We start from the raw sequence: 23,237 nt of genomic DNA, 5'->3' as shown, positions 1-23,237 counted from the left end.
TTAATTCCCCTTTCTTTTCTTCAGCTTGGAGAGAACCTTGTTTAACGCCGTCTGACTCAAGTCCGCATCCTCAAAGTCTTCGACTCTATAACTTTGTTTCTCCGCCTGTATCAGTGAACGCAGGATTTCTGTGAAATGACGAGCGAAAGTCTCGACACTCTCTTCGCTATGCAAAGTCTCGCCGTAGAGGAAGCTGAGGTTCAGCTTGCCTCCTGTGACTGCCCCCACCACATCAATCAGATGAGCCCTTCTGTTGTCCAGACTGATGTTGGAGCCTCTTTCTCCTTCCGCAAATCCAAACAGGGAATCTCCTTCACCCGCCTGATTGAATTGTCCCAGATAGTTGAAACTGATCGGTGGTTGCGGAATAGTCGCCAGCTTTTCGGACACCTCGCTATCTTTTGTCAGGTAGCGCAGGATGCCGTATCCAAGACCTTTGTTCGGAATTTGTTGAAGCTTTTCTTTGACTCTTTCCAGCGCATTTTCCTGAGACATGTTCTGATCCAGTCGAATCAAGAGTGGATACATGGACGTAAACCAGCCGACCGTACGGGAGAGATCGACCTCCGAGAACAATTCTTCACGACCGTGGCCTTCCAGGTTGACTAACAGGGCTTGTTCTCCCGTCCATTTGGCGTGTGCCAATGCTAGCGCGGTCAATAGAACATCATTGATTTGCACGCGGTAACGGGACGGTACTTTTTGTAGCAGGGCTTCTGTCTCTTCCTCCTCCATTGCAATCGTTATCGTCCGGCAGTTCCCTTCTGTGTTCGACTCACTGTCATGGATTGGCAATGTAAAGGACACCATCTCTTCTGCTGCAGCTATCCAGTACTCCTTTTCAGCGATAATACGTTCAGAAGCTGCGTACTCATTCATTTTTACTGCCCATGCCTTGTAGGAGGTTGTTTTTGCAGGCAATTGAATCTCTATTCCCTCCGCAGCCTGCCTATATGCCGTTTGCAAGTCTTCGATCAAAACTCGCCACGAAACGCCGTCTACCGCCAAATGGTGGATGACAATCAGCAAACGGCCCGGTCGATCATACCCGAGATCGAAATAGACGATCTTCATGAGCGGTCCGTTTTCCAAATCTAGGCTCGCTTGTGCTTGGTGTGAAAGTTTTTCGATTCTTCTCATGTGCTGAGCCGGCGAGATCATGCTCAGATCCTCCACGATGAGCATAGGTTCCGATTGGACTTCAGCGTGAGTCTGCTTCCACTGTCCAACAGTGTAGGTATAACGAAGGCGGAGCGCGTCGTGGTGAGCGAGCAGGTGGGAAATGGCTTGCTCCAGATGCTCTTCGTCCAATTGTTCGTTCACTTGCAGGAGCATCGATTGGTTCCAGTGATGTGGCGTTGGTTGCTCTTGCTCGAAGAACCATTTTTGGATCGGCAATAGTGGAGCTTCACCTGTTACCATTCCTTGCTCTGCTTCCATTTTCGTTCTTTGGCCTGCAACCTTTGCCAACTCTGCAATTGTTTGGTGATCGAAAAGGTTTTTCGGAGTTAGATGGATGCCAGCTTTGTTTGCACGCGCGACGATTTGAATGCTGAGGATGGAGTCGCCCCCAAGCTCAAAAAAGTTATCGTGAATGCCGATACGATCCATTCGCAGAACGCCGCACCAGATTTCCGCCAGTTTTTGTTCGATAACGTTGGTAGCCTCTGTAAACGAATCAACATCTTGGCTGCGATCATAGACAGGCATTGGAAGTGCTTTTCTGTCTACTTTCCCGTTTGGCGTAAGCGGCATTTCATCCAGCATGACAAAAGCAGATGGCACCATATAATCCGGAACATGTGCTTTGAAGTGTTGGCGCAGCTCGGCTGTGTCAACCTCCTGCTCGGCTTGCTTGACCGCATAAGCGACGAGCTGTTTCTTACCCGGTTCATCTTCGCGGACAATGACGACGGATACGGCAAGAGCAGGATGTTTGGCTAAAACTGCCTCTACTTCAATCAGCTCGATGCGGAATCCGCGGATTTTTACCTGATTGTCGATTCGGCCGATGAATTCGATAACACCATCTGGCAGGTAACGAACCAGGTCACCCGTCCGATACAGTCGTGCCTGCGGATCGGTTGAGAACGAGTTAGGTACAAAGCGCTCTTCCGTCAAATCAGGACGATTCAAATATCCATGCGCCAGACCATCTCCGCCGATGTACAGTTCACCTGTTACGCCAATCGGGACGGGCTGCATTTTGCTGTCCAGTACGTACACCGTCGTATTTTTGATGGGTCGGCCAATCGGGAATGAACTGATCGTCTCTGGCAGCTCCGTGACCGGATAGCAGCAGGTGAATGTCGTGTTTTCCGTTGGGCCGTACCCGTTGATAATCGTGATCCCTTCGATTTCCAACGCTTTTCTTACGTGAGGAACCGAGACGACATCTCCACCCACGAGCAGTTGTCTAACCCCCGTCAGGTACTCTTTGTGATGATCCACCATTAGGGTGAAAAGTCCCGCCGTCAGCCAAAGTGTCGTAACCTTATGGGTCTGAATAGCTTGTCCCAGCTCTTCCAGGGAAGGCAGATCAGGCGGCATCAGTACCAGCTTTGCCCCATTCAGCAAGCTGCCCCAAATCTCAAAGGTCGCCGCATCGAATGATACTGTCGATGCTTGCAGGAAAACGTCCTGCTCTGTGATCGTCACATAGTCGGTCTCTTTGACGAGACGGACAATGCCTCGATGGATGACTAGCGTTCCTTTTGGCAAGCCAGTAGAGCCAGAGGTGTAGATCACGTAAGCGAGACTTTCCGCTGTGGTGTCAATGTCAGGTGCCTGTTCACTTTCTTCGGCAATCATCACCCAGTCGCGATCCAGACAAATCACGGTATGCTCACTGGATGGGAGTGACGGTAGAAGTTGCTCCTGTGTGAGCAAAACGGTGACTCGAGCGTCGTCCATCATGTATGCCAGACGTTCCTTCGGATAATCCGAATCGAGCGGTACGTAAGCCCCACCAGCTTTGAGAATCCCGAGCACCCCGATCAGCATTTCGAGCGAACGCTTTACGCAAATACCAACGAGTGAACCTGGGCGAACGCCTTGTTTTTGCAGGTAGTTGGCCACTTGGTTGGCTCGCGTCTCCAATTGGGTGTAGGTGAGACTCTGGCCTCCCGCTACCACTGCTATTCGATTCGGGTAGCGCATCGCGGTCTGCTGGAACAATTGATCGACGCGTTGATCCCGTGGGTAAGCCGTCGTGGTGTCGTTCCATTCCACCAGCAACTGCTCCCGTTCTGCCTGAGGCAAAAGCGGCAATTGGGTAATGGCCTGCTCCGGCATTTGAACGATGGCTTCGAGTAAGTGATGGAAGTGCTGTGACATCCGCACAATCGTCGTCTCATCAAACAGCGCAGTATTGTACTCAAATGTTGTGATCAATCCGTTTTGCTTTTCTGCCATCGTCAACGTCAGGTCATATTTGGCGGTGACAAGGTGCTTGTCCATATCGAATTCCGATACGCGAATGCCAGCCTTTTCATCTAAATCTAGCTGGAAGTTCTGAAGGACAAACATCACTTGGAACAGCGGCGAGTAGCTGAGACTACGCTCTAGCGCCAGTTCATCGACCAATTTTTCAAACGGAAGATCCTGATGGGCATAGGCTCCTAGCGCCGTTTCCTTCACTCTTGCCAGCAAATCACGGAATGTCGGTTCTCCTGACATATCCGTACGAAGCACCAATGTATTAATGAAGAATCCAATCAATTGTTCCGTCTCTTGTCTATTGCGTCCTGCGACTGGGCTTCCGACGAGGATGTCTTCCTGTCCGCTGTAGCGGTAGAGCAAAGTTTGGAAGGCAGCCAGCAAGGTCATGAACAACGTCGATCCTTCTTCACGGCTAAGTGCTTGTAATTTGTCGAGAAGTTCACCTGCGAGCGCCGTTGAATAAATCGCTCCCTCGTACGTTTGTACAGCAGGACGTGAACGGTCAGTCGGCAAAGTGAGAAGCGGTTCAGCACCACTTAATTTTTCATTCCAGTAAGAAAGCTGTTCGTCTAATACCGAACCTTGGAGCCAGTCACGTTGCCAAGCCGCGTAGTCAGCATACTGCACAGGCAAATCAACTAAATCGGGTATGGCGTTTTGGCTAATCGCTTCGTAGGAAGTGAACCATTCGCGAATGAATACTCCCATCGACCAACCGTCAGAGATGATGTGATGCATGTTCAAAAGGAAGACCGTTTCTTGCTCGCTTATGCGAATCAAGGTGGTACGGAACAACGGACCTTCGCTCAGGTTAAATGGCGTAGCTGCCTCGATTCCCGCCAGTCGCTGTGTTTCTGCTTCGCTCTCGTCCGCTGGAAGCTCCCGCAAATCGACTACATGCAGCGGCTGTTCTTGGTAAGGGTGAATGATTTGAACGGCTTGCCCATCCACGTGGTCAAAAGTTGTCCGCAAGCTTTCGTGGCGCTGGATCATTACCTGCAAGCTCTTGTTCCACGCCTCCATATTCAAATCTCCGTGCAATCGCATCGCGGACGGGATATTGTACAAGGCACTGTCTGGCATCAGACGATCCAGGAACCATAGACGCTGCTGCGCAAAGGACAATGGCAGATGACCTTCCCGTGAAACAGGTTCGATCGAAGCTCCTGTTGTTTCTTGCAAAAAGCTTCCGAGTGCTTCGGATAGTTCTGCAACGGTTGGGTTTTCGAAAAGAGTACGGATGGGTACTTCTCCGGCAAACATGTCACGAAGACGGGAAATGACCCGTGTCGCTAAGAGAGAATGCCCGCCGAGCTCGAAGAAGTTGTCATGAATCCCGACTTTTTCGATACCGAGCACGTGCGACCAGATTGTGGCGACCAGCTCCTCCGTTTGGTTGCGTGGCGCTACATACTCTTGGGTAGAAGCCATTTGCCCCCACTCCGGCTCTGGCAGCTGCTTGCGGTCAATCTTGCCGTTCGGTGTGAGCGGCATAGCGTCCAGCCAGACAAAAACAGATGGAACCATAAACTCCGGCAATTTTGCTTTTGCCCAGACCGCTAAGTCAGTGCTCTCTTCGCTACTTTCCTCTTTTGTCGTCACATACGCCGCCAGACGCTTGTCACCCAGCTTGTCTTCTCTTGCCATCACCACGGCTTCCTTGACAGCCGGATGGGTGCGAAGGACAGCCTCCAACTCTCCCAACTCGATTCGATAGCCGCGAATCTTTACCTGATGGTCAATCCGTCCCAAATACTCGATTTGTCCATCTGGGAGATAACGGACCAAGTCACCGGTGCCGTACATCCGCGCTTGCGGGTCAGCGTGGAATGGGTTGGACAAGAATCGTTCTGCTGTCAGCTCTGGGCGGTTCAGATACCCGCGCGCCAATCCTTCCCCGCCAAGATACAGTTCCCCAGGTAAGCCGAGTGGTACAGGTTGCAGGTTGGCATCGAGAATATACGCTTGTGTGTTGGACAGAGGACGACCGATTGTCGGTTCTGACGTCGCGCCTTTTGTGACCTGTACATACGTGGAGTAGGTCGTATCCTCAGACGGACCATAGAGATTGAAGACTTTTTCCACATGCCCCAGCGCGTACAGACTTTGCGCCAATGTGTTTGGCAGTGGCTCTCCAGCCAGGTTGACCACTCGTACCGTGGACGGGATCGCGTTGATCCGCACCAGTTCTTTGGCGGCAGATGGAACGGTATTGATTAACGTCACTTCGTTGCCTGCTGGCAGACTCGGCAAATGCAAAGCGTTGTCCGCCAAGATGACTTTTCCGCCGTAGGCTAAGGTCACGAATATTTCATAGACAGACAGATCGAAGCAGATAGAAGTCGAAGCAAGCACACCACTCATTTCTTCAGCCGAAAAGACCGTTTTCGCCCAGGCGATGAAGGCAATGACACTGCTGTGCTGAATCGCTACCCCTTTGGGCAGACCAGTCGAGCCCGAGGTGTAAATGACATAGGAAAGGTTCGTTGGCTCTACCAGATTAGGCAAATTCTCTTCGTTTTGCTCTGCGATAGCCTCCCAGTCTCGATCCAGGCAAATCACTTTTGCTGTACGCTCAGGCAGCATGGATAGCAGACTTCCTTGGGTCAACACGATCGCCGCATGCGAATCTTCCAGTGTATAGCCGATTCTCTCTTGGGGATACGCGGGATCAATCGGGACATATGCGCCACCAGCTTTGAGAATGCCCATCATCGCTACGATCATCTCGGTCGTACGTTCCATGAGAACAGCAACCAGGACCTCTGGACCGATCCCTTGAGAACGCAGATAGTGCGCCAACTGGTTTGCTCGTCGGTTCAGCTCCGCGTACGTCAGTCTTTGTTCTCCGACGATTAAAGCTTCCGCATCCGGTGTTGCGACTACTTGTGCTTCAAATAGCTGGTGCATCACCGCGTCACGAGCATATTCCGTTTCCGTTGCGTTCCATTCTACTAACAGCTTGTGGCGTTCTTCGTCTGTGATGAAGGAAAGTGTACGCAACGGCTGTTCCGCTTGAGCGGTTAGGGCATGTAGAACCTGAGACATCTGTTCCAATACTTTCACAACTGATTCCGTATCAAAACGTCCTTGCTCATAGATCAATTTGAGAGCAAGTTCATCGCCAGGAGCCACTACCAAAGTCAATGGGTAATTGGTTTGCTCCACTGCTTGGACTTCACTCAGCGACACTCCGGAATCTGACCCCTCACTTGTGCTATTCAAGTAGTTTTCAAAAACGAGAATACTATCAAACAACGATTGTCCATGTGGAACCTCACTCCAGCCTTGGACGTCTACAAGTGGTGTGTACTCGTACTGGCGTATGTCTAATTGTGTCTTTTGCAGTTTTTGTAACCATTCTTGTATTGTTTGGCTTGGGTCAAACATGACGCGGACAGGTAGTGTATTAATAAAGAGTCCTACCATGTTTTCCACTCCTGGCAGCTCTGCTGGACGACCAGAAACTGTCGTTCCAAAGACAACATCATCTGATCCGCTGTAACCGCTCAGGATCAGTGCCCATGCCCCTTGCACCAGCGTATTTAGCGTCAACTGCTGCTGGCGGGCAAAAGCTTGCAGGTGGGCCGTTACTTCTTTGGACAAGTAAACGGTACGATCTCTGTAGGCTTTAGGCTGTATGGCATGACTGCCTGCTTTTCCCATAGCAAGTGGCGTTGATTCGTAGAAGCCTTTTAACTGCTCCCGCCAATAGCGCTCCGCAACTTGCTTATCTTGCTTATGGAGCCATGCGATATAGCGACTGAATGGTTGGACTGCTTCTAATTTTTCTTCTGCGCCTTTATCGATCGCTTGATAACTTGCCTGCCAATCTTGCAAGACAATTGGCATACTCCAGCCATCTAGCAAGATATGATGGAAGCTCCATAAGAAGCGGTACGTATTATCGTCTGTGGAAAACAATGTCCAACGCATTAATGGCGCCTGATTAAGCTGGAAGTTTCGCACCCGGTCTTTTTCCATGTAGGATTGGATTTCAACTTCCTGCTTATCGACATCCACATGGCGCAGGTCGATTATTTCCACGCTTGCTTTTACTTGTTTTCGGACGATTTGATGCGGTTGTTCCAAGCCTTCCCAGATAAAGGAGGTACGAAGAATCGCATGACGGTCGACTGTTCTCTGCCATGCTTGCTCGAATGCTTCCAAGCGAATATCTCGCACTGTCATGAGGAACTGTACAACATAATCGCCGCCCTCTTGTTCATACAGGGAGTGGAACAGCATCCCCTCTTGTAGTGGGGTCAACGAGTATACACTTTCGAGCTGACGATCCGAAGCGATGTATTTGTCGATAGACTGCTGATTTAGATTAGCCAATGGGAAGTCTGACGGTGTGTAACCCATTTCTTCTGCTGATTGCGTGTAAGACATAATCTCCCGCAATGCTTCCATGTAATCATCAGCAATCGCCGCAATCGTCTGTTCGTCATGGATGTTTTCGTTGTACAACCAGGTGACGTGTAGCTGATCTCCTGTTACCGCACTAATGATATCGAGCAAGTTCTCTCGAATCGAATCAGGGGCAAGATTGGCTCCACTGCATTCAGACGCTATGCCAAACGTAGAGGAAACGGCCACCGTCTGATCAAATTGCCCGAGGTAGTTGAAGCTGATTTGCGGTTTCGGTTGAGCGTTCAGCTGATGTTGTAGTTCAAGATCATCACTTAGATATCGCAAAATTCCGTAGCCCACACCCTTATTGGGAATCCGGCGGAGCTGTTCCTTGACCGTCTTCAGCGTATACCCCCAAGGTTTTTCTTGCTCGATAGAAATCTGTATCGGGTACATACTTGTGAACCAGCCAACCGTATGGGATAAATCTGCTCCCTCGATAATCTCCTCGCGTCCATGCCCTTCCAGAGTGACGACCATCGTCTCTTTTCCTGTCCAGCGATTCAGCGCTTTTGCCAAGGAAGCAAGCAATACGTCATTCATTTGCAGACGGTAGGAAGGAAGCGTCTCGTGAAGCAAGTTGCGCGTCTCTTCGGCGGTCAGCGTAAGTGTAATCTGTTTCGTGGATGCCTCCGTGTTTTGCGCTGGCTCATACGTATGGTCGACAGGAAGTGGTTCCACTTCATACGCTTGGTTTGCCCAAAAAGCTTTCTCCTTTTCAAGCAAATCAGAGTTGGCATAAGTGTGTAACTGTTCAGCCCATGCCTTAAACGAGGTCGTTTTTGAAGGGAATTGCACCTCCTGACCATTTACCGCTTGTTCATAGGCCAACTGCAAGTCTTCCAGCAAAATGCGCCAGGATACCCCATCGACTACCAAGTGATGAACAACGAGCAGCAGTCGTCCCGCGCGTCCTTTTCCAAGGTGGAAGTACACAGTTCGTAACAAGGGGCCTTCCGTGATGTTCAGACTTGCTTGCTTCTCGCCTGCAATTTCTTCCAATCTCGTGAATTGTTCCTCTGGTGAGATGCCAGACAAATCAACCAAATGGAAAGGTACAGGTTCGCCCAAGCCCTCGATGTGCTGTGACCAAATACCATCGTTGTTGGTATAACGCATGCGCAAAGCATCGTGGTGTGCAAGCAACTCGGTAATGGCACGCTCCATGGCGCTTGTATCAACCGGTTCCTCGACTGTCAACAAGAAGGATTGGTTCCAGTGATGGATAGACGGTTGATTTGCGGCAAAGAACCACTTCTGGATTGGCGTAAGCAACACATTGCCAGTCACGAGGCCTTGTTCCGCCAGTTGAATAGCACTTTCCCCGTTTCCAGTTGTGGAAACAAGAGCTGCCAGTTCAGCGATTGTTTGGTTTTCAAAGATCTGTTTAGGTGTAAGACGAATCCCTGCTTGGTTAGCCCGAGAGACGATTTGGATACTCAGGATCGAGTCTCCTCCGAGTTCGAAGAAGTTGGAGTTGATACTGATTTCGTCGATTCTGAGAACGTCTTGCCAAATCTCAGACAATTTGTGCTCGATCAAGGTATGTGGTGCAACGTAGTGCTCATTACTTGTGTACGCATAGTCAGGTTTTGGCAGGGCCCGACGGTCTACTTTCCCGTTTGGCGTAAGCGGCATTTCATCCAGCATGACGAAAGCAGATGGCACCATATAATCCGGAACATGTGCTTTGAAGTGTTGGCGCAGCTCGGCTGTGTCAACCTCCTGCTCGGCTTGCTTGACCGCATAAGCGACGAGCTGTTTTTTGCCCAGTTCATCTTCGCGGACAATGACGACGGATGCGGCAAGAGCAGGATGTTTGGCTAAAACTGCCTCTACTTCACTCAGCTCGATGCGGAATCCGCGGATTTTTACCTGATTGTCGATTCGTCCGATGAATTCGATAACACCATCTGGCAGGTAACGAACCAAGTCACCCGTCCGATAAAGTCGTGCCTGCAGATCAGTTGAGAACGGGTTTGGTACAAAGCGTTCTTCGGTCAAGTCAGGACGATTCAAATATCCTTGCGCCAGACCATCTCCGCCAATGTACAACTCACCTGTTACACCAATCGGGACGGGCTGCATGTTGCTGTCCAGTACGTACACAGTCGTATTCTTGATCGGACGGCCAATCGGGAATGAACCGATCGTCTCTGGCAACTCCGTGACTGGATAGCAGCAAGTGAATGTCGTGTTTTCTGTTGGACCGTACCCGTTGATGATCGTGAGTCCTTCGAGTTCCAACGCTTTTCTTACGTGAGGAACCGAGACGACATCTCCACCCACGAGCAGTTGGCGAACCCCTGTCAGCGATTCTTTGTGATGATCCACCATCAGTGTGAACAGTCCCGCGGTCAGCCAAAGCGTCGTAACCTTGTGCGTCTGAATGGCTTGTCCCAGTTCTTCCAAGGAAGGCAGATCAGGCGGCATCAGTACTAGCTTTGCACCATTTAGCAAGCTGCCCCAAATCTCAAAGGTCGCCGCATCGAACGATACCGTGGACGCTTGCAGGAAAACGTCCTGCTCAGTAATCGTCACATAGTCGGTTTCTTTGACGAGACGGACAATGCCTCGATGGATGACAAGCGTTCCTTTTGGCAATCCGGTAGAGCCAGAGGTGTAAATCACGTAAGCGAGACTTTCCGCTGTGGTGTCAATGTCAGGTGCCCGTTCACTTTCTTCGGCAATCATCACCCAGTCGCGATCCAGACAAATCACCGTATGCTCACTGGATGGGAGTGACGGTAGAAGTTGCTCCTGCGTGAGCAAAACGGTGACTCGAGCGTCGTCCATCATGTATGCCAGACGTTCCTTCGGATAATCCGAATCGAGCGGTACGTAAGCTCCACCAGCTTTGAGAATCCCGAGCACCCCGATCAGCATTTCGAGCGAACGCTTTACGCAAATACCAACGAGTGAACCTGGGCGAACGCCTTGTTTTTGCAGATAGTTGGCCACTTGGTTGGCTCGCGTCTCTAATTGGGTGTAGGTGAGACTCTGGCCTCCCGCTACCACTGCTATTCGATTCGGGTAGCGCATCGCGGTCTGCTGGAACAATTGATCGACGCGTTGATCCCGTGGGTAAGCCGTCGTGGTGTCGTTCCATTCCACCAGCAACTGCTCCCGTTCTGCCTGAGGCAAAAGCGGCAATTGGGTAATGGCCTGCTCCGGCATTTGAACGATGGCTTCGAGTAAGTGATGGAAGTGCTGTGACATCCGCACAATCGTCGTCTCATCAAACAGCGCAGTATTGTACTCAAATGTTGTGATCAATCCGTTTTGCTTTTCTGCCATCGTCAACGTCAGGTCATATTTGGCGGTGACAAGGTGCTTGTCCATATCGAATTCCGATACGCGAATGCCAGCCTTTTCATCTAAATCTAGCTGGAAGTTCTGAAGGACAAACATCACTTGGAACAGCGGCGAGTAGCTGAGACTACGCTCTAGCGCCAGTTCATCGACCAATTTTTCAAACGGAAGATCCTGATGGGCATAGGCTCCTAGCGCCGTTTCCTTCACTCTTGCCAGCAAATCACGGAATGTCGGTTCTCCTGACATATCCGTACGAAGCACCAATGTATTAATGAAGAAACCGATGAGTGACTCGATCTCCTCCCGATTTCGTCCTGCAACCGGACTTCCGACAAGGATGTCTTCCTGCCCACTGTAGCGATAGAGCAAAGTTTGGAAGCCAGCCAGCAAGGTCATAAACAGTGTCGATCCTTCTTCACGGCTGAGTATACTCAATTTTGCTAGCAGCTCAGCTGGAAGCGTAAAGGTATACATCGCGCCATCATAGCTTTGAACGGATGGACGCGGACGATCTGTCGGCAAAACCAATAGTGGTTCGGCATCCACTAGCTTTTCTTTCCAGTACGCTAGCTGATGCGTAAGTACATCTTCTTCCATCCACTTCCGTTGCCATACAGCATAATCGGCGTACTGTAGTGTCAGATCGGCTAATGCAGGTTCTTTGCCGTGAACAAACGCTTCGTACAGTGCTCTCATTTCTTTGATGAAAATACCGATAGACCAGCCATCGAAAATAATATGGTGCATGTTAAATAAGAAAACGGCTTCTTGCTCGCTTATGCGAATCAAGGTGGTACGGAACAACGGACCTTCGCTCAGGTTAAATGGCGTAGCTGCCTCGATTCCCGCCAGTCGCTGTGTTTCTGCTTCGCTCTCGTCCGCTGGAAGCTCCCGCAAATCGACTACATGCAGCGGCTGTTCTTGGTAAGGGTGAATGATTTGAACGGCTTGCCCATCCACGTGGTCAAAAGTTGTCCGCAAGCTTTCGTGGCGCTGGATCATTACCTGCAAGCTCTTGTTCCACGCCTCCATATTCAAATCTCCGTGCAATCGCATCGCGGACGGGATATTGTACAAGGCACTGTCTGGCATCAGACGATCCAGGAACCATAGACGCTGCTGCGCAAAGGACAATGGCAGATGACTTTCCCGTGAAACAGGTTCGATCGAAGCTCCTGATGTTTCTTGCAAAAAGCTTCCGAGTGCTTCGGATAGTTCTGCAATGGTTGGGTTTTCGAAAAGAGTACGAATAGGTACTTCTCCTGCAAACATGTCACGAAGACGGGAAATGACCCGTGTCGCTAAGAGAGAATGCCCACCAAGCTCGAAGAAGTTATCGTAAATCCCGACTTTTTCGATGCCGAGCACTTGCGACCAGATTGTGGCGACCAGCTCCTCCGTTTGGTTGCGTGGCGCTACATACTCTTGGGTGGAAGCCATTTGCCCCCACTCCGGCTCTGGCAGCTGCTTCCGGTCAATCTTGCCGTTCGGTGTGAGCGGCATAGCGTCCAGCCAGACAAAAACAGATGGAACCATAAACTCCGGCAATTTTGCTTTTGCCCAGACCGCTAAGTCAGTGGCCTCTTCGCTACTTTCCTCTTTTGTCGTCACGTACGCCGCCAGACGTTTGTCACCCAGCTTGTCTTCTCTCGCCATCACTACGGCTTCCTTGACAGCCGGATGGGTGCGAAGGACAGCCTCCAACTCTCCCAGCTCGATCCGATAGCCGCGAATCTTCACCTGATGGTCAATCCGTCCCAAATACTCGATTTGTCCATTGGGGAGATAACGGACCAAGTCACCGGTGCCATACATCCGCGCATGCGGGTCAGTGTGGAATGGATTGGACAAGAATCGTTCTGCTGTCAGCTCTGGGCGGTTCAGATACCCGCGCGCCAAGCCTTCCCCGCCAAGATACAGTTCCCCAGGTAAGCCGAGTGGTACAGGTTGCAGGTTGGCATCGAGAATATACGCTTGTGTGTTGGACAGAGGACGACCGATTGTCGGTTCTGACGTCGCGCCTTTGGTGACCTGTACATACGTGGAGTAGGTCGTATCTTCAGACGGACCATAAAGATTGAAGACTTTTTCCACATGCCCCAGCGCGTACAGACTTTGCGCCAATGTATTTGGTAGTGGCTCTCCAGCCAGGTTGACCACTCGTACCGTTGATTGGATCGCGTTCATCCGCACCAGTTCTTTGGCCGCAGAGGGAACGGTATTGATTAATGTCACTTCGTTGCCTGCTGGCAGACTCGGCAAATGCAAGGCGTTGTCCGCCAAGATGACTTTTCCGCCATAGGCTAAGGTCACGAATATTTCATAGACAGACAGATCGAAGCAGATAGAAGTGGATGCGAGCACCCCACTCATTTCTTCAGCGGAAAAGACTGTTTTCGCCCAGGTGATGAAGGCAATGACGCTGCTGTGCTGAATCGCTACCCCTTTGGGCAGACCTGTCGAGCCCGAGGTGTAAATGACATAGGAAAGGTTCGTTGGCTCTACCAGATTAGGCAAGTTCTCTTCGCTTTGCTCTGCGATAGCCTCCCAGTCTCGATCCAAGCAAATCACTTTTGCTGTACGCTCAGGCAGCATGGATAGCAGACTTCCTTGGGTCAACAGGATCGCCGCATGCGAATCTTCCAGCGTATAGCCGATTCTCTCTTGTGGATACGCAGGATCAATCGGGACATATGCGCCACCAGCTTTGAGAATGCCCATCATCGCTACGATCATCTCAGTCGTACGTTCCATGAGAACAGCAACCAGGACCTCTGGACCGATCCCTTGAGAACGAAGATAGTGAGCCAACTGATTTGCTCGTCGGTTCAGCTCCGCGTACGTCAGTCTTTGTTCTCCGACGATTAAAGCTTCCGCATCCGGTGTCGCGACTACTTGTGCCTCAAATAGCTGGTGCATCACCGTATCACGCGCATACTCCGTTTCCGTTGCGTTCCATTCCACTAACAGCTTGTGGCGTTCCTCGTCTGTGATGAATGAAATGGCAGAGAGATGTTCCGTAGACCGAGCCATCATTGACTCTAATACTTTGATCAACTGAGCCAATACCTTATCCATGGTGATCTGCTCGAATCGATTTGTCTCATAAATCAGTTTGAGCATTAGCTCTTCGCCAGGCGCCGCCACCAATGTCAATGGATAGTTCGTCTGCTCAACTGCTTTGATTGTGTTTAGTGACATGTCTGTATTCGCATTTGTATTTGCACCAGACATGTAGTTCTCGAAAACGAGTATGCTGTCAAACAACGCCTGTCCGAGCGGCACGTCGCTCCAGCTTTGAATGTCAACAAGCGGTGTGAACTCGTACTGACGAATCTCACTCTGTTCCTGTTGGATGTTCTGCAGCCAGTCGATCACCGTCATTTGTTCCGAGAAAAGCACGCGAACAGGCAGCGTGTTGATAAACAGCCCCACCATGGAGTCCACTCCACGCAAATCTGCAGGACGTCCCAGATTGGTTGTCCCAAATACTACTTCCGACTCACCTGCGTAACGGCTTAAAATCAACGCCCACGCACCTTGGACTAGCGTATTCATCGTCAGTTGATGCCTACGGGCAAAAGCTTGCAGACTCGCAGTTGTTTCCTTCGATAAAAGTATCATTTGATCGGCGTATTCTTTTTGTTGCACAGCTCTTCCACCCGGTTTCCCCATGCTAAGAGGAGTTGGTGTACGGAAGCCACGCAGATGTTTTCGCCAATACTGCTCTGATGCCTCAAGACTCTGCTGCTTTAACCAGGCAATATAAGTGGAAAACGGAGGAGCGATAGGCAGTTCTGCTTTGGTACCATCAACAGATGCCTGATAATAGGCCAACCAATCGTTAAGTACGATCGGTGTACTCCAACCATCCAACAACATATGGTGAAAGCTCCAAACGAGCTGACTGGTTTTCGAATCAAGTCGAATCAACGACCAACGCATCAATGGCGGATGAGCGAGATCAAAGCCTAGCTTCCGATCTTGTTCGAGATAGGTTTGTAAGTGAGCTTCTTGCTTTTCTTTTGGTAAGTGACTCCAGTCCAGTTGTTCGACATGTGCTTTTACTTTTGTATGAACAACCTGATGCGGTTTCTCTAATCCGCTCCATAAGAAGGAGGTTCGGAGGATGGCATGTCGCTCGACCACTTTTTGCCATGCTTCTGAAAACTTCGCCACGTTCAAGTGATCCAAATTCACGACCAGTTGAACGACATAGTCCCCGCCTGCTTGCTCATAAAGAGAGTGGAACAGCATCCCCTCTTGTAACGGGGTGAGTGTGTAAATGTTCTCGATCAGACGATTGTTCCCGATGAACTTGTCGAGGCTTTTTTGATCCAACTCCGCCAACGGGAAGTCGGAAGGTGTATAGCCACCTGCCTCTTCAGCGTGACAATGGGCAATGATCGCTTGCAATGATTGCACATAGTCACGAGCAAGCTCTTCAATCGTTCGATGTTCGTACATATCGCCGCTGTACGTCCAGGTCATTTCTAACTGATCTCCTGCCACCATGCTCTGGAAATCGAGTTTATGGAGTCGGGCTTCGTCCTTGCTGAGATTGGATGCTGACCAGTTCGGAATGATCTGGAACAAGGAAGCATCAGTCGTTTGATCCTGGTCGAATTGTCCTAAGTAATTGAAGCTAATCTCAGGTTGCGGATAAGCTTGCAGGGTATTTATCGTTTGTTCGTCTTTCCTTAAATAACGATGAATGCCGTAGCCAATCCCTTTGTCAGGAATCGAGCGCAATTGTTCTTTGACTGATTTTATCAGGGAACCCCAAGTTGTCTTTGGCTCCATTTCCAGCAAGACCGGGTACATGCTTGTGAACCAGCCTACTGTTCGGGAAATGTCTACGCCATCGACGATTTCTTCTCGCCCGTGTCCTTCAACTGAAACATAAAGTGTCTTTTGCCCGGTCCAGTTGTTATAGGCTCGGACCAAAGCACTGAGTAGCACATCGTTAATCTGAGTACGGTAAGCGGCTGGTACCTCCTGCAACAAGGCACGTGTCTCGTCCACGCCCAGTTTTACCTTTACTTGTACGGCCAGACTTTCTGTGTTCTTTCCATTCGGATGGTCAACAGGCACGTTGAGTACGTGACTTGTATCCAGATTCGCCCAGTATTCGTCGACTACGCTTTGCTCTGCGTACTGTGTCAACTGTTCCGCCCATCGCTTGAAAGAAGTCGTCTTTTGAGGCAAATGCAGCTGTTGCGACCCTGTCAATTGTTGATAGGCCGTTTGCAAGTCTTCCAGAATAATTCGCCAGGAAACACCATCGACAGCGAGATGATGAATCGCAATGAACAGACGCTGTTTGTCCCCGCATTGGAAGTATGCAGCACGAAGCAATGGTCCTTTTTCGATATCCAGACTTTCTTGTAGCTCGTCTGCAATGGCTTGCATTTGTTCCTCTATGTCCGTCTCAAGTACCGCCGTCGTCAAATCTACGATCTGAAAGACGTCCTCATCCGAAACGACATCATGATATTGCTCCCATTTTCCGTTGACGTTCCGAAAACGCAGGCGCAAGGCATCATGGTGCGCGAGAATCGCCGCAAAAGCTTTTGCCAACAAACTCGCATCCATTTCTTCACGAACAGCAAGCATGACTGATTGATTCCAGTGATTGACATGGCAAATGTCCTGCTCAAAGAACCATGTCTGAATGGGTGTCAGAGGCAATTCGCCTGTCACAATCCCCTGCTCCCTATGCACTTGTGGTGCATCCTCAAGAACATCTACACTTGCGGCCAATTCTGCCAATGTTTGAGAGTCAAACAAGTGCTTTGGTGTAAATCGGATACCCGCCTGATTGGCACGCGCCACGATCTGAATGGTTAGAATCGAGTCACCGCCCAGTTCGAAAAAGTTATCGTGAATCCCGATTGATTCTACACCTAGAACTCCTTGCCAGATTTCGGCCAGCTTGTGCTCAATTTCCGTTTGAGGGGCAACAAAGCCGTCTTCCCATTGAGTTCGCACAGTATCGGGTAACGGCAAAGCGCGGCGATCTACTTTTCCGTTTGGAGTGAGAGGAAGGGCATCCATCAGTATAATGACAGAAGGTACCATGTAATCTGGAAGTCTATCTTTCAAAGACTGACGCAATTCATTCGTCTGTACCTCTTCTCCCTCATGAAGCACAGCATAAGCCACCAGTCGTTTCACACCGGGCGTCAAATCCTCCCTGACGATCACCACTGCTTCCGAGACAGCTGCATGTGCATACAAAGCCGACTCTATTTCCCCTAGCTCAACCCTGAATCCGCGTATGCTCACTTGATCATCAGCGCGCCCAATAAATTCCAAATTGCCATCTACCAAATAGCGAACCAAGTCGCCTGTGCGGTACATCCGCGCCCCTTCATCTGTCGAGAACGGATTGGGTACAAAACTGGCTTCCGTTAGGTCAGGTCGATTCAGATAACCGCGTGCCAAGCTTTTCCCCGCGATGTAAAGTTCCCCGACAACTCCTACAGGCACAGGTTTTCTGCTTGCGTCGAGCACATAGACAGAAACGTTGTCAATGGGACGTCCAATGGAAGGAGCCGCTTCTCGTTCTCCCTGCACCGGCACGATGCCGGCAGTAGCAACGACGGTATTTTCTGTTGGGCCATACTGGTTTACCAGCGTAAACGGTACATTCGCAGACGGGTATTGGTGCAAGGTATCACCACCCGTCAACATGTAGCGCAATGCTGATTCGGCTGGCCAATTCAACGTAAGCAGGCTCTCTGCCAAAGGTGTTGGTAAAAAGCTTATCGTGATGCCAGATTCGACTATCCAATCACGCAGTTTTTCCGGTACGAGACGAATCTCTTCCTGTGGGAGGCAAATCGTAGCACCCGCTGTCAAATACGGCCAAATCTCCCACACCGAAGCATCAAATGCTGTACCAGCTATTTGTGATGCACGGTCCGCAGCGGTTACGTTGTACGCTCGCTGATGCCAATTGACTAGATTCAAGAGTGATCCGTGCTCGACCTCCACTCCCTTTGGCGTTCCTGTAGAACCTGACGTATAGATAACATAGGCGAGCTGTTCTGCTTTCGACGTAACCGCTGGCGCAACCGAACTCATCTGAGCCATTAGATGCCAATCTCGATCCAAGCAAAGGAACGTTGCAGCGCCTTCTGGTAATGCATCTACCAACCGCTCTTGAGTTAAGACCATAGACATCTGTGCGTTCTTGATCATAAAAGCGAGTCGTTCTTGGGGGTATGCAGGGTCCATCGGCACATAAGCGGCACCTGCTTTGAGAATCGCGAGTTGACCGATCAACATCTCGATGGAACGCTCCACGCAAATTCCCACCAAGTCTTCCGAGCCAATCCCTTGCTTTTGCAAGAATTGAGCGAGTTGATTGGCCTTTGCATCCAGGTCTGCGTAGGTGATTGCACCTTGGTCACCTGAAACCGCAATCTGATCAGGCAACGTTTGTGCGATCTGGGCAACAAGTTCGTGCACGCAAAGATTGAGGGAATAATCAACCTCAGTATCATTCCAACCGCCGAGTAGCTGATCTCGCTCCTCATCGCCTAACAGTTCAACTTCCGTTATTTTCTGCGCTGGATTGACCGCAACAGCTTGCAAAAGATTGCGGAAATGCTCTGCCATACGCTCAATTGTCGTACGATCAAATAGATCTGTACTGTATTCAAACACACCCTTCAGTCCGTCATCCTCGTCTTCAATCATGGTGAGAGTCAGATCAAATTTGGTCGTCTTGTTGAGATTGACTTCATTAGGGGTAATGGATATCGTTTCGCCTTTACGTACACCCGTTGACATTCCCTGTACGGAGAAAAGTACCTGGAATAGCGGCGAGTAGCTGAGACTGCGCTCAATTTGTAATTCATCCACCAATTTTTCAAAAGGAATATCCTGATTGGCAAAAGCATCAAATGCCGTCTCACGAACACGTCGCAACAGTTCAACGAATGTAGGGTCGTTCGACAGGTCCGTACGAAGAACCAGCATGTTGACAAAGAATCCGATCAGGTTTTCGATTTCCTGACGATTACGTCCCGCAACAGGTGTTCCGATCAGAATATCTGTGGTATGCGTATAACGGTACATGAAGTGCTTGAATGCCGCTAAGAGCGTCATGAACAGAGTCGCGCCTTCTTGTCGTCCAAGCTCGCGTAGCTTTTGCCCCACTTCCCTCGGCACGTAGAAAGAATAATTGTCACCGCGATAGCTTTGCACGACTGTCCGTGGACGATCGGTTGGAAGTGGCAAAAGTGGTTCACTCTGGCCCAGCTTCTTTTTCCAATAACTGAGCTGCTGCTCCCATACATTGTCTTGCCATTTCTCTCGTTGCCAAACTGCGTAATCCCGATATTGAATGGGTAAATCGGCAAGCGGTACTTCTGCTTCTTTAACGAATGCCTCATAGATTGTGCTTAACTCGTTCACGAATACATCCATCGACCAACCGTCTGAGATGATGTGATGCATATTTATCCAGAGTACGGACTCTTGTTCCTCCAGTCGGATCAACGCTGCCCGCATCAATGGCCATTGATCCAGTTGAAATGGCGTAGCGCCATCTTCTTCCACCATACTCATCCAGATCGTGTCTTTTTCCGCTGCTGGCATCTCGCGCAGATCAGTGACAGGAAGTGACAAATGTACATGTGGATGAATCACTTGAACCGCTCGTCCTTCTATGTCCTTAATCGTTGTTCGAAGGGATTCATGCCGGTTGATGATTTCATTCAAAGCACGTTCCATTACATCCGTATCAACCGCTCCACGCAGATGGAATCCGACCGGAATGTTGTACATGGCGCTATTCGGGATCAGTCGATCAAGGAACCATAGTCGTTGTTGGGCGTAAGACAGTGGCAGCTCTTGGGAACTGTCCAAGGAAAACGGTTGTATCGGGCTTTGCTTTATCGGCTCAGTACCTTGACGAGTGAGTTGAATACGTTCAGCCAATTCTGCTACCGTCTGATAGGTAAAAATCTCACGCATCTGAAGCTGGGTCTGAAATACTTTGGATGTACGGGACAGCAATTGTGTCGCTAAAAGCGAATGCCCTCCCAATTCGAAAAAGTTATCGTGGATTCCGACCTGTGATACACCAAGAACCTCCTCCCAAATCCGGGCGAGCAATTCCTCAATCGGATTACGCGGCGCACTGTACGCGTTGCCTGTTTGCACATTGCCATCTGGGAGCGGCAAAGCTTTGCGATCAATTTTGCCACTCGAGGTCAGAGGGAACTCTTCCATTTGAATGAAATGTGACGGAACCATGTAATCTGGCAGCGTTTGCCGAAGCAATGTACGTAATGAGGCAACAGTCCACATCTGGTCAGCGATAATATAGGCGCATAGATATGCTTGTTGGTTATGATCTGTTTGTGCCACTACCACTGCATCGCGAATCGATTCTTCTTCGATCAACCGGCTACGAATTTCGTTTAACTCAATCCGGAAGCCGCGAATTTTCACTTGATGGTCAATGCGTCCGAGGTATTCAATGTTTCCATCCTTGCGATAACGAGCCAGGTCGCCTGTACGGTACATGCGTTTGCCTGCTTCAAACGGGTGGGGAACAAACTTTTCGTTCGTTAACTCTTCATTGTTTAGATAACCCCTCGCCAATCCAGCTCCGGCAATGCATAATTCACCAGGAACCCCGATTGGCTGTAACTGCCCATGTTGATTGACGATATGCATTTGGTAGTTGGCCAAAGGCTTTCCAATAGGCACAGGATTTTCTATCAAGTCTGCCGTGAGTGAGTAGCAGGAAGCATAAATGGTAGCTTCTGTCGGACCATAGATGTTCTCCACTTTCACTTCTGGCAATACTTGATATACTCTTGGCGCAAGATCATTCGGCATTGCTTCCCCGGCAGCCATGATGTATCGCAGTCGGTTTGCCTCTTTTCGCCCCTCGAGATACTCGACAAAAAGAATGAGCATAGATGGAACAAAATTGACGTGAGTTACGTCATAATTAATGATGGATTCCCAAATTTTGTAAGGTTCTTTTTCTGCGCCAGGTTCGAGAATCACCAGTCTGCCGTTACCGAGAATCCAACCGAAGATTTCTGCGACGGATACGTCGAAGGTGTAGGTCGTTTTTAACAAATACGCATCTTTTTCTTGAAGCGGATATTGCTCCTGCAGTGCGAAGATTTGGTTCAATAGACTCGCATGCTCGATCATGACGCCTTTCGGTTTGCCTGTCGAACCCGATGTGTAAATGACGTATGCAAGATTACTCGTTTGGGCTACATTTGCAAGATTACCCGGTGCTCCCTGATAAAGCTCATCCGCCTCCAGATCAAAGATCCGATCAGCAAAATCTATTGTCTCTAAAAAGCGTTTTTTGGTAAGAAGCAGCACGCTACCGCTGTCTTGTAAAATGTATTCGATGCGTTCCTTCGGGTGAGCCGGGTCGATTGGTAAATATGCGCCGCCTGCTTTAAAAATCGCAAGAATGGCAATGATCATTTCCGCTGAGCGTTCTGTGAGCAAGCTGACAATACTTTCTGGCCCGACCCCTTTTGCACGTAAAAATGTAGCAAGTTGATTTGCCTTTTCGTTTAGCTCACGATACGTAAGCTTTTGCTCTCCCATGACTAGGGCAATGAGGTGTGGTTGTTTCTCTGCACGCTCTTCAAAAATCTGGTGAATCAAATAATCAACAGGATAATTGCGATATGTATCATTAAAAATATGGAGCTGAAGGTGCTTCTCTTCGGAATTGACTACTTCTAAATTTTTCAAAAGGATATCCGGTGTTTTTGTCACTTGCGTCATGATAGTAGTGAGTTGCTGATTGAGGTGTTGGAGCTGATCTTCCGTAAATACGGATGCATTGTAAAGATACGTAACAGTGAGGGTATCGTCTGAGGTGACCATTATGTTTAGGTCGTAGTTGGTTTGTTCAAAGGCATGCAGTTTTGTGAGAGTGAATTCTTGGTTATATTGGTTCAGACGGGCCAAAAGCTCTGCGCCCATCGGATAGTTTTGGAACAGAATGATATGATCGATCAATTGTTGATTTTTTTGAATGTCGGCGAGGGAAAGATAATGATATTTTTCCAGCGAACTCGACTCTTCTTGTACTTGTTTCACCAGATCAGAAAACGTTTGATTGTCACTCATCTGAACACGGACAGGTACGGTATTGATGAAAAGTCCAACCATCTGGTCTACGTTCGGGATATCGATTGGACGGCCAGAGACAACCGATCCGAATACAACGTCATCAATATTGCTTTGGCGCTGCAACATGAGGCCCCAAATTGTACGAAAGAGATTGTTTACCGTTACTTGCAATTTTCTAGCGATATGATTCAAGTCGCTCGTCAGCGACTGACCAATGGTAAAGACCAGCTCTGCTTGCTTGTATTTGATTCCGGTACCCTGCTTTTGAATAAATGTGCTCGGCTCATAGCCACTTAAATACCGTGACCAATTGACTTTTGCTTCTTCTGCATCCTGTTCCCCTAACCAGCTAATGTACTGGCTGTACGGATAAACGTGGCCGAGATTGACTGGTCGTTCTTCTTTTATTTGTTGATAGATTTGGAAAAAGTCATGTAAGACAATCGGAATGCACCAGCCATCGAGCAAAATGTGATGGTGACTCCAGATCAGTGTATATGCGTCAGAAGAGGTTTGGACTAGAGTGAGACGAATGAGCACATCTTTTGCCAAATCAAAGTTTTTCTGACGTTCACTTTTCGCAAAGTCCTCCAAAAAGACAGCTTGCTCGTCTTCAGAGAGGTGTGTGATATCTATCACCTGAACGTTTGTCTTTCTTTCCTTAAGGACAATTTGTCGCGGCTTTTGAACCTTCTCAAGGATAAAGACAGTTCGGAGAATATCGTGTCGCTCGATCAGCGCGTTTAAGCTTTGTTCGAGAATAGCTGGATCGATGAATCCTCTAATGGTAAAGCGCAATTGTTCAAAATAGGACTCTGTTCCTTCGTCCAGGAGGGAATGAAATAACATTCCCTCTTGCATGGGAGATAACGGATATATATTGGCGATCTTTTTACTTGACACGTCTACTCTCCTCCTGAGCTCCATTT

Annotated in this window: 1 protein-coding gene; it reads right to left on the bottom strand. The window is 49.4% G+C overall.

Annotated features, from left to right (window positions below):
* Positions 1-23,235: a linear gramicidin non-ribosomal peptide synthetase LgrB gene (gene lgrB, locus HP567_RS18015; protein ID WP_255675811.1), complete on the bottom strand. Its 23,235-nt coding sequence runs from the start codon at positions 23,233-23,235 to the stop codon at positions 1-3.
* Between the last annotated feature and the right edge of the window lie 2 nt (positions 23,236-23,237).

Origin of the sequence: Brevibacillus sp. M2.1A, from assembly GCF_013284355.2 — a bacterium.
Taxonomy (GTDB): Bacteria; Bacillota; Bacilli; order Brevibacillales; family Brevibacillaceae; genus Brevibacillus.
The sequence above is the reverse complement of the archived record's forward strand: the minus strand, read 5'-3'. Positions and strand labels throughout refer to the sequence as shown.